This window comes from Streptomyces sp. H27-D2, assembly GCF_035828615.1.
In the GTDB taxonomy this organism is placed as follows: Bacteria; Actinomycetota; Actinomycetes; order Streptomycetales; family Streptomycetaceae; genus Streptomyces.
In genome coordinates this window covers 56,093-69,396 of sequence record NZ_JAYMZR010000030.1, presented here as the reverse complement: position 1 = coordinate 69,396, position 13,304 = coordinate 56,093, and the positions used below count along the sequence as shown (strand labels likewise).

Sequence of the window (13,304 nt, the reverse complement as noted above, 5' to 3'; positions counted from 1 at the left end):
GGGCGGGGCTGGGCTGGGCGGGCTGAGCCGGGCGGGGCTGGGCTGGGCGGGCTGAGCCGGGCGGGGCGGGGCTGGCTGAGCCCCACTCAGGAGACCCGCCCCGGGCAGGGCGACCACCCCCGCTCAGGGGACCCGCGCGGGCAGCCGGAGGCCGTCCTTCACCCGGTCGAAGACCGGCTTGTAGCGGTCCCAGTCCGCGCTCGGCGCGGAGAGGTAGACCGCGTACTCCCTGCCGCCCTCATGCCCGAAGCCGAGGTCGGCCGCGCGGAACTGCCGCTGGCGGCCCTGGAAGGTGAACTCCCAGATCGCGGCGGGCTCGCTGCGGAACGTCGTGCTCTGCATCCGCAGCTGCTCGTAGCCGTCCACCTTGGTCCGCAGTTGCTCCTCGACGTCCTTGAAGTGCTGGACGTGGTCGGGGCCCGCGAGGTCCAGGGCGTTGATCCGCAGGCCGGCCATGCCGGTCGGGTCCACGTAGTCGACCTGCTCGGCCGTGCGTTTGCCCAGCCGCCAGCCGTCGGGGACCGCGAACGAGACGCCGAGCCGTTTCTCCCGTACCAGGTGGTAGCCCTCCGGCACGGGCGGCGGCTCAGCGGGGCGGGACGGCTTCGCCGGACCGTCCCCCGAGCCCGAACCGCCGCCGGTGCTGCTGCCGCTGACCTTCAGACCCCCGCCGCCGTCGTCCGCGTTCAGCAGCAGCACCGCCGCGCCGCCCACGCACCCGGCTACGACGGCCGCGGTCACCGCCCACAAGGCCGTACGACGTCCGCGGCCCGCGCCGCTCGCGCTCACGGTCGCGCCCGGGTGCGGGGTACGCGCGTCGCGCGTCGCGGCGGCCGGAGCGGCCCGCGCCGTCCCCGCCCCCGTCCCCGTCCCCGTCGTCCCCGTCTTCGTCATCGGCCCGACCGGCTGTACCGCCGTCTCCGCCTCAGCCTCCGGGGCGCACAGCGCGCGCTCCGCCTCCGCCATCGACGGCCGCGCCGCCGGGTCCTTCGCGAGCAGCGCCGTGACCAGCGGAGCCAGTGACCCGGCCGAGCGCGGCGGGTCGAGCGGGTCCGTGGCGATCGAGTACGCCGTCTCTATCGCGGTGTCCTTGCGGAACGGCGGCCGGCCCTCCAGCGCCTGGTAGAGCGTGGCCCCCAGCGCCCACAGGTCCGAGGCGGGCCCCGGCTTGCCGCCCCTGACCCGCTCGGGCGCGAGGTAGTCGATGGAGCCGATCAGCTCGCCGGTCCTGGTCAGCGTGCTCGTGCCGGAGGCGATGGCGATGCCGAAGTCCGTCAGCACCACCCGGCCGTCCGCGCCGAGCAGCACATTGCCGGGCTTGACGTCGCGGTGCAGCACCCCGGCCGCGTGCGCGGCCCGCAGCGCCGCGACCATGCCGCGCCCGATCCGGGCCGCCTCGGCGGGCGACAGCGGCCCCTTCCGCTCCAGCAACTCGCCGAGGGTGGACGAGGGGACGTACTCCATGACGACGCATGGCAGCCCGCTGTCCTCCACCACGTCGTGCACGACGACCACGTTGGCGTGGGTGATCCGGGCGGCGCTGCGCGCCTCGCGCCGGGTCCGTTCGTAGAGCGTGGCGAGTTCGTCCTCGCCGAGATGGCGCGGGGTGTGCAGCTTCTTCACCGCGACATCCCGGCCGAGGAGTTCGTCCTCGGCCCGCCACACCGTGCCCATGCCACCGCGGCCTATCCGTTCGATCAGCCGATACCGCCCGGCGACCAACCGCCCCTCGTCCGACACGTCGAGCCCCTCTGCTTCCCCCGATTGATCCAGCAGCGCCACGATATCCGCCGCCCCCTCGGGGGCGATCTCAGGGATCGGCCAGGGTTGCGACGGATGCCGGCCGGGCCGCCGGACCGTCACCATGGACCCATGAGCGACTCCCCCGTCGAGCGGCCCGGCCCCGCCGGATCAGCAGGGCCCGCAGGAGCGGCAGGACCCGATGGCCCTGACGGCCCTGACCGCCCCGCAGGACCCACTGGCCCAGACAGCCCCACCAGCCCTGCCAGTCCTCCCAGCCCCGCCGCGAACACGATCCCGGTGGCGGCCGGCTCCTCGGCGAAACCGCGGCTGCGGCGCAGCCGTGAGCACAAGATGATCTCCGGAGTCTGCGGCGGGCTCGGCCGCTACTACGACCTCGATCCGGTGATCTTCCGAGTCGTGCTGGCCGTCCTGGCGGTTTCCGGCGGCCTCGGCCTCATCGCGTACGGCTTCGCGTGGCTGCTCATCCCGCTCGACGGCGAGGACGAGAACGAGGGCCGCAGGCTGCTCTCCGGCCGTGTCGAAGGGGCGGCGCTGACCGCTGTGTTGTGCGCGCTGGTCGGCTGCGGTCTCTTTCTGACGATGCTCAACAACGGCAGCGTGCTGGCGTTCTCGCTGATGCTGTCGGTCGCGGCGATCGGCTCGGCCTACTGGTCGCAGCACCGCCGCCGGGTGGCGTCCGAGGGTGCGTTCGACAAGGCGACGGCGCAGGCGGTCGCGGACGCGCCCCCCGAGACGCTCGCGCCCCCCTCCCCCAGCGGGCCGTCCTGGTGGCGCGACCCGATCGTCAAGGACGGCACGACGGGCCTCCCGGGCACCGGATACCTCTGGGGTCCTGCCGATGCCGCCGACGGGGCGTACGGCGCCCCGTACGGCCCGTCCGCCGCTCCCGGCCGCTCCCAGCCGGTCCGCCGGCGTACGTCCATCGCCGGCCGGGTCTTCCTGATCGCGCTGCTCGGCTGCGTGGTCGGAGTGTCCGCGAGCATGGACACCCAGCCGGTCGGCACGAGCCTGCAGATCGGCCTCTCGTGCGCGCTGATCGTCTTCGGCCTCGGGATCGTGCTGAGCGCCTGGTACGGACGCACCGGCGGCGGGACGATCGTCCTCGCGGTCATCACCGGCCTGCTGCTGGCGGGCGCGGCGGCGCTGCCCAAGAGCATCACCCACGATTGGGCCCGCAGGACCTGGACGCCGACCACCTCCATGCAGGCTCAGCTCCAGACCTACGAGCTGGGCAGCGGCGTCGGTGTGCTGGATCTGACCGGCCTCAAGCTCAAGAGCGGCGAGGTCGTCTCACCGCAGGCCCGGATCGGCGCGGGCCGGCTCCAGGTCACGGTGCCGGACGACGTGACGGTCGAACTCACGGCCAAAGTGGGCCTCGGCGACATCCGGGTGCCCGGCGAACGCGAGAACGACATCGACGTCGGCCCCGGTCAGCACGAGACGCTGACCCTGCGGCCGAGCGGCGGCGGCGCCCCGCACGGCACGATGCGGTTGGATCTGGTAGTCGGCCTCGGCCAAGTGGAGGTCATCCGTGCGACGTCATGAATTCGAACCGGCACATCTGGTCGCCGGCACGGTCCTGCTGGGCCTCGGCCTCGCGTACGCGCTGGACGCGGGCGGCGTCCTGAACGTCCCGGCGCACGCGCTGCTGTGGGCGGCGCCGGTCGGGCTGGGGCTGGCGGGGCTTACGGCAGTGCTGTCTTACGCGGGGCGGCGGCGGGGGGTTCGGCGTGTGGAGCGTGGGGGGTGACCGCGGTGTTTGACCGGTCCGGCCCGGTGGGTGGGTGTCCTCAATCCCGCCGAAGGCTGGGGGAGATTGAGGACCCCGCCGTCACTCGAACAGCCTTCGGCCGCGCTGCCTGCGGCGCCCTCTCAGCGCCGCGTCCAGCGACGGCACTGCCGCGCCCGCCAGGAGCAGCGGCAGCCATGCCATCAGGTACGCCAGGTCGTTTCCGAAGTAGTAAGGCTCGGTCGCCCAGCTGACCGTGAGCCACAGGCTCAGTGAGATCAGCGCGCCGCCGAGTGCCGCGAGGCGGGCCCACAGGCCGAAGAGGGTGCCGAGGCCGACCGTGAGTTCTCCGATGGAGATCGCGTAGCCGAAGCCCGCGGGGTTCTTGAGCGCGAGGTCGACGAGGGCGGGCACCGCCGATGAGTCGCGGACGGAGTTCATCATCTCGCCGATCGAGCCGGCGCCGCCGCTCGCGAAGAAGGACGAGTCCGTGAGCTTGTCGAGGCCCGCGTAGATGAAGGTGACGCCGAGGAAGAGGCGCAGCGGGAGCAGCGCGTACCGGGAGGCGGTGGCCCGCGGGCCGCCCGGTCCGCCGGCCGCGTCGCCGGGTATGCCGCCGAGATTCGCACCCCCTGAACGGTCCACATGAGCCATCTCGCCCGCCGCCTCTCTGTCGCGTTGTCCCCCGCGACAGACCATACGTACGAACGTCGCGATTGTGCTCAGCCGATCGGCCTCGGACGACGGCATCGCCCGGATAGCTGGGGCCGCGTACGAAGCTCGCGATCGTGCTCAGCCGATCGGCCTCAGTCGCGATGCTGCTCCGTCGTGATGCTGCTCAGTCGACGACATCGATCGGATAGCTGTCGGTCTCGACGCCCGCCGCGGTGACCACCCGGATCTCCACCCGGCCCGGCTCGACGTCCACCGGCACCGGCACGGTCAGCACCGTGTCCGTCGGATTGACGAAGCCGCCGGTGACCGGCACCAGTGGCACATGGACGTGCACGGTCCCGATGCGTACGACCGTTCGGGCCAATCCGTGGGGTGTCTGGGCGCCGGAGGGGAGGAATCCGGTGCCGCGGATCTCGATGTCGTCGCCGTTGCGGATGGGGGCGTCGAGGTCGCCGACCTCGCGGGCGCGGACCACCGACAGGATGGTCGGCCGCCCGCCCTCGGCGTACTTGCCGGCCACGTACGTCGCCGTGCTGATCACGACGAGCAGCGCGAGGCCCCAGGGCAGGTCGGGCAGTTGTTCCGGCTGGCGGGCCAGCCGGACTCCGGCGAAGACCACGGCGACGGCGTTGAGCAGGGCGTACTGCACGTCGGCGAAGCTGCCGCGGCCCGCGTCGTCGGTCAGCAGGTCGGCGGCGCGCGGCCGGTCGGCCCGTACCTTCTGGAGCCGCTGGCCCTGCACCCGGACGGACACCACGCGGCGCACCAGTACCGCGACCGCGCAGGTCAGGGCGAGGACCGTGAGCACGCCCGCGGCGCGCTTCAGGTCGAGGCCCGCGAGCAGCGTGCGGCGGTCGGCGGCGGAGGACATGCCGGCGAGTTCGAGCGCGAGCACCAGTACCGCGAAGACGGCCAGCAGCACCCAGCCACAGGCGACGGCGCGGGAGGTGGACAGCCGGTTGTCCTCGCCGATGACCGGCGCGAGCAGTCCGCCGCGCGGGCCGTGCAGCCGGGCGGCGGCGGTGAGCAGGGCGCCCGCGGCGAGGGCGGCGATCAGTCCGGCCGTACGGGCCAGCGTCCAGCCCGCGCCGAGCGCGGTGATCAACTGCCCGAGCAGCAGCGCGCCGACGCTCGCCCAGACCACGACCAGCGTGCGCCGCCACAGCCGGCGCAGCCACGCCTCGCCCTCGGCCCGGCCGCTCTCGGCGACCGTGCGGGCCGATTGCGCCAGTTCGTCCGAGACCCACTGCCGGGATGCGCCGGGCGAGTGCGCGAGCGCGCCGGGCAGGCCACGGCCCGCGGCGAAGTCGTCCCGTTTGGCCAGGAAGGCGGTCACCGCTCGGCGGTGCCCTGCGCGGGCGCCGTGCGGGCAGTCACCGCAGGTGCAGCCACCGTCGTGGCCGCCGGGCGCGGGCCCCTGGCTCTGCCCGTGGCCGTGACCGGCCGCACCGCCCCGCGTCGTGTCCAACGCCACGATCCAACGCCGCCTCTCCCGCCCCGCCCAGTACTGCCGTCCACCGCGTCACGCACCGCCTCACGCACCGCGCCACGACTGGGAATTGTGCCGTACTCACGGCGGTGTCAGCTCATCAGGTCCGGCTCCGCGCGGGTGATCTGTGCCGCAGCGGCCGGTAGTTGCTCCGCTCGGCGCGATCCTTGCGGGTGACGTGCTGCCGCAGCGGCCGGCGGTTGATCAGCGCGACGGGAACCTTGCCGAGCTGCTCGCGGGAGTGCACCGCGCTCTCGTGCTGGATCGGCACCGGCTTGCCCGCGGCGGTACGCACCGAACTCGCAGCTACGGCCGGCTGCCGGCGCCGTCGATCGCGGTGAGGTCGATCTCGATGGTGAACGGCCGGGCCAGCCGCAGCTGGTCGTGATGGATGCCGATCAGTCCGTAGCCCCGGCTCCCGGGGTCCAGCTCGTAGACGTAGACAACGGGCCGGCCTTCGTCGCTCTCGACGCGCCAGAAGTGGCGGATGCCCGCAGCCGCGTATTTGCGGGGTTTGACGTCGCGGTCACGGGTCTCGGAGTCGGGCGAGACGACTTCGATCGCGAGCAGGACGTCTTCGGGCCGATAGGCGGTCTGCTCCGGCCCCGCGTCCGCGTCCGCGCGGATCACCATGACGTCGGGCTCCGGGCGGTTCCTCAGGCCCAGCACGACACTCATCTCCCGGACGACATCCCATTCCTCCGGGGCTTGCCGCAACAGGGTGTTCTCCAGCAATCGCAGGGCTCGCATATGGAAATTGCGCTGCGGACTCACGAAGACCAGGCTCCCGTCGATCAGCTCCGTGTGCGGAGGCAGATTCGGGAGTCGGTCGAGGTCGTCCGCCGTGTAACCGCCCTCGGGCGGACGCGGCCACTCGTAGTCCGATGCAGCGGTCATCGTTGCTCCCATGCGGCGGATCCTCGCGGACCCTGCCAGCGTACCCAGCGGGAACGACAATGCCACCGCTCAAACGAATGAGCGGCGGCATCGGCATTGACCGTGCGGGTCAGCGGGTCGGTGGGCCAGTGGGCCGGCAGGTCAGCGGAAAGTCACTCCCGCCCGTCCGGCACTACTCCCACTCGATGGTCCCCGGCGGCTTGCTCGTCACGTCCAGGACGACCCTGTTGACCTCGTCGACCTCGTTGGTGATCCGGGTGGAGATCTTCGCGAGGACGTCGTACGGCAGCCGGGTCCAGTCGGCGGTCATCGCGTCCTCGGAGGAGACCGGGCGCAGCACGATCGGGTGGCCGTAGGTCCGGCCGTCGCCCTGCACGCCCACCGAGCGCACGTCAGCGAGCAGCACGACCGGGCACTGCCAGATCTCGCGGTCGAGACCGGCCGCGGTCAGCTCCTCGCGGGCGATGGCGTCGGCCTCGCGGAGCAGGTCGAGGCGCGCCTTGGTGACGTCGCCGACGATCCGGATGCCGAGGCCTGGGCCGGGGAAGGGCTGGCGCTGGACGATCTCGTCCGGCAGGCCCAGCTCCTGGCCGACCATCCGGACCTCGTCCTTGAAGAGCTGGCGCAGCGGCTCGATCAGCTCGAACTCGATGTCGTCCGGGAGCCCGCCCACGTTGTGGTGGGACTTGATGTTGGCGGTGCCGGTGCCGCCGCCGGACTCGACCACGTCCGGGTAGAGGGTGCCCTGCACCAGGAACGCGACGTCCTCGCCGGCCGCGCCCGCCTCGGCGACGAGCTCGGCCTGCGCCTGCTCGAAGACGCGGATGAACTCGCGGCCGATGATCTTGCGCTTGGTCTCCGGGTCGGAGACGCCGGCCAGCGCGCTGAGGAAGCGCTCCTCCGCGTCGACGACCTTGAGCCGCACGCCGGTGGCCGCGACGAAGTCCTTCTCGACCTGCTCGGACTCGCCCTTGCGCTGGAGTCCGTGGTCGACGTACACGCAGGTCAGCTGGGAGCCGATGGCCTTCTGCACGATGGCTGCGGCGACCGAGGAGTCCACGCCGCCGGAGAGCCCGCAGATCGCGCGCTTCTTGCCGACCTTCTCGCGGATCGCGGCGACCTGCTCCTCGACGACGCTGGTGGTCGTCCAGTCCGGGGCGATGCCCGCGCCCCGGTAGAGGAAGTGCTCCAGGATCTGCTGGCCGTGCGTGGAGTGCAGCACCTCGGGGTGGTACTGGACGCCGTACAGCCTCGCCGCGTCGTTCTCGAAGGCGGCGACCGGCACCACGTCCGTGGAGGCGGTGACGGTGAAGCCCTCGGGGGCGGCCGAGCAGGCGTCGCCGTGCGACATCCACACCGACTGCTCGGCGGGGGTGCCCTCGAAGAGCGTCGAGCCGGCCTTGGAGACGGACAGCGCGGTGCGGCCGTACTCGCGGGCGCCGGAGTTGTCCACGGTGCCGCCGAGCGCGATGGCCATCAGCTGGAAGCCGTAGCACATGCCGAAGACCGGGACCCCGGCCTCGAAGATCGCGCGGTCGAGCGAGGGCGCGTTCTCGGCGTATACCGAGGACGGGCCGCCGGAGAGGATGATCGCCTTCGGGTTCTTCGCGAGCATCTCGGCCACCGGCATGGTGGACGGGACGATCTCGCTGTAGACCCGGGCCTCACGGACCCGGCGGGCGATGAGCTGGGCGTACTGCGCACCGAAGTCGACAACAAGGACTACGTCCGGGGTGCTGTCGGGGGCGGCAGGGGTCGCTGATGGCACTTCGGCGGCCTTCCGGCGGTGGTACGGGGTGTGGGACTCCGATTCTACCGGGGGTATCGGCGGGCCCCGGCCGTCTCATCATCCGTCTCATCATCCGGGCCGTCGTCGACCCCGCGCGGGGGCCGCGCCATACTGGCCGCATGCGTCAGCACACGACACGCTTCTCCAGCGTCTTTAGCTATGGCACCGGCCCGTCCGGCTGCCATGGTCGTGCTGCTTGAGCAACTGACAAGCGACTTCCCAGGCGCCCCGGGCCATCAGGCCCGGGGCGCGCTGCGTTGTCCGGGCCGGACGGTTCCGGGGGCCACCCGATCCCCAGGAGACACCGATCATGAGCACGCGGACCGAAAACGCGCAGACCGAGAACACGCAGACCGAGAACACGCAGACCGAGAACACGCGGACCGAGAACACACAGGCCAGGCAGACCACGCGGACCAGGCAGACCAGCGAGAGCGCTCAGCCCAAGGGCACCGGCACCCGGCCCCCGGGCAATGGGGCTGCGGGCAACGGGACTGCGGGCGGCGCAGCCACGAGAGACGGGGCCGCGGGCAACGAGCCCGCAGGCGCCGAGACCGCCGACAACACCGGCGCGCACACCGATGACGCGGTCAGCGTGATCACCGGCGCCCGCGACCGCATCGACGATCTGGACCGGCGCATCATCGGGCTGGTCCAGGAACGGATGGCGGTGTCCGCCGCGATCCAGCGGGCCCGGATGACCTCTGGCGGCCGTCGGGTGAACCTGTCCCGCGAGATGGAGATCCTCGGCCACTACAGGGACGAGCTGGGCCGGCCCGGCACGGCCCTCGCCATGACGCTGCTGGAGCTGTGCCGCGGGCGGGTCTGAGGGCGGCCGGGTCTGAGCACGGTGCGCGGGTGCGGTGCGGTGCGGTGCGGTGCGGTGCGGTGCGGTGCGCGGGTGCGGGCCGGGAGCGGTGCCGGGGCCAGGCCGGGTCTGGATGCGACGCGCGGGAGCGGTGCCGGGAGCCGGCCCGGCCGCCCATCCGCTCCCGGCCCGCATCCTCGTTCGGGCTTCGTCACCCGTACGGCGCGTGACCGGCCCCGACGCGCTTCGTTGGTCCCGGTGTCCGTTCCATCCAGGGGCGGACCCGGTGAAAAACCACGCGTGGCTCTATCGAAATGCAGCGGATGCCCGGCAGCCATTGGGTGCAGCCGCTGGAGTGTGTGACGGGGACTGGCCGGCTCGACTCGACCGGCCCGCGTCGTGGGACCTCGCTCCAGTGCGAGTGACCGGAAAGCAGGGGACAGCAGCCCGGTCACGACCGATAGGGCGGTCGGCCCCGGGGACGCCCGGGACCGACCGTATCCGGTCGCAGCCGTTGCGCCGGATGAGGCGCGTCCAGCACGATGCGAAAACCGCGGTGCGAAGCCGCTACGACCACCACGGAACACTCGGAACGAAGACAGTTCCACCACCGCGGTCGCGCGAAGCGGTCGGCCCGGCCGAGCGCGTTCCGCGCGGCACCGACACACCACCGGAGAGCCACCGCTGACCACCGCGGGCCTCCGAGCCAGCGGCGCGACCCCCCGGCGCCGCTCTTCGGCACCGGCGCTGCCCTGAGCCGGCGCCGAACGCCAAGGGCCCTGTGGCCGCCCGCGTTCCTCGCGGACGACGACCCGGGGCCCTTCGCCTTGCCGGGGGTCGTTCGCCATGCTCTGGGGCCATCCCCAGGCCCAGGCCCCGTCGCCGTGCCGGGCCCCTTCGCATGCCCAGGCCCCCGCCCCAGAGCCCCTCCCCGTGATCGCGACGCGGGTCACTCGCGGCCGCCGTCACTCCCCGTACAACCTTTGCCCCTCCTTACACGTCTCTTATGTGCAATCGCACGGCCATCCCGCGCCCCACAGCGACGGCCCACCGCTCGTGCTGTCCCAGCACCAGGACCCCGAAGAGGTCTGCATGAAGCTCCGCCGCGCCCTGGCGACCGCCGCCGTGACCGCTGCCATAGCCCCCGCCGCGCTGCTCGCGGCGCCCGCCGCCTTCGCGGAGGGGCCCGCAGGCGAGACTGTGACCTCGACGGACTCGCAGTCCTCGCCCGCCGCTCCGCTCGCGCAGAGCCCGAGCGCCTCGTCCACCGCCGCTGTCCCGGTGACGAATCCCAGCACGGCGACCGGGACACCGACGCCGACACCGACCGTGAGCCAGACCGACCCGAGCGGCACGCCCACTCCGACCGCGACGCCGACCACGACACCCCCGGAGACGCCGGCGCCCACGGCCTCGCCCGAGCCGGCCGAGTGCGAGGACGGCGGCGAGTACGCCGAGGACCCCGACCTCTCCACCTCGCTGGCCGGTCTGCCGTCCAAGGTCGTCGCGGGCAGCGGTTTCCACGGGTTCGAGTTCAGCGTGCGGAACAACTCGGACCGCTCGTACCAGCGCGTCGACTTCGGCGTGATCGCCGCGACCGCCGACGCGGACAATCCCGAGGGCACCGGCAAGTACCTCACCCTCCAGTTCAAGAACCCCGACACCGGTCGATGGGAGGCCATCTCCACCGACGCGGACGACCAGGGCCAGGGCTACGTCGGCTACACCGACGTCCTCCCGCACGAGACTCTCAAGCTCGACCTGCGGCTGAGCATCGCCGCCGCCGCGCCTGCGGGCATCGGCTTCGCGATCAGCGTCGGCGTGTACGCGGACGACGAGGGCAACTGCGTCTTCTCGACCGGTGACCTCTACGAGTTCGACGTCCTCGCGGCCGGCGCGAAGCCCGGCCAGGTCCCCGGCGCCAAGCCGCAGGGCGGCAAGAAGCCGCTCCCGGCCAAGCCCGCGGGCGACACCCGGATCAACCCGCAGGGCACGCTGGCCGCGACCGGTTCGTCTTCCGCGCTGCCGGCCATCGCCATGATCGGCGGGGTCGCCATGGTCGCGGGCGCGGGCGCGGTCTTCATCGTGCGTCGTCGCAGGATCGGCGTGGGCGGTGCCGGTGGGGCCGCCGCGTAACGGCGTGACCGCTTGAATACCGGAGAGGGGCCGCACCCACGACGCACGACGGGGTGTGGCCCCTCTCCCGTACCAGAAGCTCAAGCCGGGCGAGCCGCTCAGCCCGTCGGCCGCTCAGCCCCGCCCTTCGGCGGGACGCCCCTCCGCTCCGCGCCTCGGCGGGGGATCGCCGGGACGGCCAGGAACGGCAGCCTGAGTGCCGCGAAGGCGTCCTTGGGGACGGCGGGGCGCTGCGGCTCGACCGCCGGCAGCCGCTCGTACGGGAGGTGCTGTGCGGGGCGCGGGTCCGGCTCGCCCTTGTTCGGCCACAGCGACATCGCGCGCTCCGCCTGCGCGGTGATCGTCAGCGAGGGGTTCACGCCCAGGTTGGCGGAGACCGACGAACCGTCCACGACATGGATGCCCGGGTGCCCGAACAGCCGGTGGTACGGGTCGATGACACCGCGCTCCGGGTCGCTGCCGATCGGGCAGCCGCCCAGGAAGTGCGCGGTCAGCGGGGTGCCCATCAGCTCGCCGACGTTGCTGCCCGCGAAGCCGTTGATCTCCGCCGCGATCAGCCGGGCCGCCTCGGCGCCCTCAGGGATGTGGTCCGGGTTGGGCGCACCGTGGCCCTGCCTGGCGGTGAGCAGGCCCTTGCCGATGCCCTTGGGCTTGCGGTACGTGGTCAGCGAGTTGTCCAGCGACTGCATGACCAGCCCGATGATGGTGCGCTCCGACCAGCGGCGGTTGGAGAGCGAGCGCAGCAGCAGCGCCGGGTGTTTGACGCACTCGGCCGCGAAGGCCAGCGGGCGCGGGGCCCGGCCGCCGTGCGGGATCTGCAGGATGGACAGCACGCCCATCGCGTTGGAGCCCTTGCCGTAGCGGACCGGCTCGATGTGGGTGTCGCCGTCCGGGTGGATCGAGGACGTGATCGCGACGCCGCGGGTGAAGTCGGCCTTCACGCCGTGCGCCTCGCGGTAGCGGCGGTCGTCGGTCTGCGCGCCCACCAGCGACTCGGAGTTGGTACGGGTCAGCTCGCCGAGCCTGCCGGAGATACGCGGCAACAGGCCCTCGTCGCGCATGGCGTGCAGCAGCGTCTGGGTGCCGTACGTACCGGCGGCGATCACCACCTGGCGGGCGCGCAGCACCTTCGCCCGGCTCTTGCGCTTCTTGTCGGTCGGCAGCGTGGCGACGCGGTAGCCGCCGTCGGCGTCCTCGGAGACGGCGACGACGGAGGTCATCGGGTGGATGACCGCGCCGGCCCGCTCCGCGAGGTGCAGGTAGTTCTCGGTGAGGGTGTTCTTCGCGCCGTGCCGGCAGCCGGTCATGCACTCGCCGCACTCGGTGCACGCCTTGCGCGCGGGGCCCGCGCCGCCGAAGTACGGGTCCGGGACCTCGCCGCCCGCCGCGGCCCTGGTCCCGGCCGCGCCGTCGGCGTCGTCCCCGTCGCCGAAGAAGACCCCGACCGGCGCCATGTGGAAACTGTCGCCGACGCCCATCTTCTCGGCCGCCGCCTTGAGGTGGACGTCCGAGGGCGTCATGGACTTGTTGAGCCGGACGCCGAGCATGCGCTGCGCCTGCTCGTAGTACGGCTTCAACTCCTGCTGCCAGTCGGTGATGTGGCCCCACTGCGGGTCCTCGAAGAAGGGCTTGGGCGGCACATAGAGGGTGTTGGCGTAGTTGAGCGACCCGCCGCCGACGCCGGCGCCGGCCAGCACCATCACCTTACCGAGCAGGTGCACCCGCTGGATGCCGTAGAGGCCCAGCGCCGGGGCCCACAGGTAGTTGCGGATGTCCCAGGAGTTCTTGGGGAGGGTGTCGCGGGTGAAGCGGCGGCCGGCTTCCAGCACGCCGACGCGGTAGCCCTTCTCGGTCAGCCGCAGGGCGGACACCGACCCGCCGAAGCCCGAGCCGACGACGATCACGTCGTAGTCGTACGCGGAGGCGTACGCAGAGTCGTGATCAGGGCCGTGCTCAGAGTCCTGCTCGGAGTCGTGATCAGAGCCCTCGTGGCGCTCGGAGCGGGGGTCGTCGGCCG

Annotated in this window: 10 protein-coding genes and 1 pseudogene; 4 read left to right on the top strand and 7 right to left on the bottom strand. The window is 72.6% G+C overall.

Annotated features, from left to right (window positions below; all coding sequences use genetic code 11):
• Nucleotides 1-123: 123 nt before the first annotated feature.
• Entirely contained in the window at nucleotides 124-1,782 is a 1,659-nt protein-coding gene (locus QMK28_RS14435; RefSeq protein WP_326437812.1) for a serine/threonine-protein kinase, read from the bottom strand.
• A 90-nt stretch (nucleotides 1,783-1,872) separates the two neighbouring features.
• On the opposite strand from QMK28_RS14435, the gene QMK28_RS14430 reads away from it, so the two are divergent.
• Together QMK28_RS14430 and QMK28_RS14425 are read left to right on the top strand one after the other, a co-directional pair.
• Nucleotides 1,873-3,309, top strand: a complete 1,437-nt coding sequence (locus QMK28_RS14430) for a PspC domain-containing protein (protein WP_326437810.1) — start codon at nucleotides 1,873-1,875, stop codon at nucleotides 3,307-3,309.
• Entirely contained in the window at nucleotides 3,296-3,514 is a 219-nt protein-coding gene (locus tag QMK28_RS14425) for a hypothetical protein (protein WP_326437808.1), read from the top strand. The genes QMK28_RS14430 and QMK28_RS14425 overlap by 14 nt, the downstream gene beginning before the upstream one ends.
• A gap of 81 nt (nucleotides 3,515-3,595) precedes the next feature.
• Here QMK28_RS14425 and QMK28_RS14420 read toward each other — a convergent pair whose 3' ends face one another.
• From QMK28_RS14420 to guaA, 5 genes are all read right to left on the bottom strand, one after another.
• Nucleotides 3,596-4,147, bottom strand: a complete 552-nt coding sequence (locus tag QMK28_RS14420; protein WP_326437806.1) for a DoxX family protein — start codon at nucleotides 4,145-4,147, stop codon at nucleotides 3,596-3,598.
• A gap of 184 nt (nucleotides 4,148-4,331) precedes the next feature.
• Nucleotides 4,332-5,642 carry a hypothetical protein gene (locus tag QMK28_RS14415; protein ID WP_443050724.1) on the bottom strand — a complete coding sequence of 437 codons (1,311 nt, stop codon included), beginning with the start codon at nucleotides 5,640-5,642 and terminating at the stop codon, nucleotides 4,332-4,334.
• Between the two features lie 115 nt (nucleotides 5,643-5,757).
• Nucleotides 5,758-5,952: a hypothetical protein gene (locus QMK28_RS14410; RefSeq protein WP_326437802.1), complete on the bottom strand. Its 195-nt coding sequence runs from the start codon at nucleotides 5,950-5,952 to the stop codon at nucleotides 5,758-5,760.
• Nucleotides 5,953-5,963: 11 nt separating this feature from the next.
• Nucleotides 5,964-6,554 carry a Uma2 family endonuclease gene (locus QMK28_RS14405; protein ID WP_326437800.1) on the bottom strand — a complete coding sequence of 197 codons (591 nt, stop codon included), beginning with the start codon at nucleotides 6,552-6,554 and terminating at the stop codon, nucleotides 5,964-5,966.
• A gap of 172 nt (nucleotides 6,555-6,726) precedes the next feature.
• Nucleotides 6,727-8,322, bottom strand: coding sequence for a glutamine-hydrolyzing GMP synthase (gene guaA / locus QMK28_RS14400; protein ID WP_326437798.1), 1,596 nt, complete (start codon nucleotides 8,320-8,322; stop codon nucleotides 6,727-6,729).
• A gap of 559 nt (nucleotides 8,323-8,881) precedes the next feature.
• On the opposite strand from guaA, the pseudogene QMK28_RS14395 reads away from it, so the two are divergent.
• Nucleotides 8,882-9,172 (top strand): annotated as a pseudogene (locus QMK28_RS14395) (chorismate mutase); the annotation flags it as partial.
• A 987-nt stretch (nucleotides 9,173-10,159) separates the two neighbouring features.
• Nucleotides 10,160-11,287 (top strand): LAETG motif-containing sortase-dependent surface protein, encoded by a 1,128-nt coding sequence (locus QMK28_RS14390; protein WP_326437796.1) that lies wholly within the window; start codon nucleotides 10,160-10,162, stop codon nucleotides 11,285-11,287.
• A 98-nt stretch (nucleotides 11,288-11,385) separates the two neighbouring features.
• Here the strand turns inward: QMK28_RS14390 and QMK28_RS14385 are convergent, their stop codons facing one another.
• Entirely contained in the window at nucleotides 11,386-13,191 is a 1,806-nt protein-coding gene (locus QMK28_RS14385) for a GMC family oxidoreductase (RefSeq protein WP_326437818.1), read from the bottom strand.
• Nucleotides 13,192-13,304: the final 113 nt, after the last annotated feature.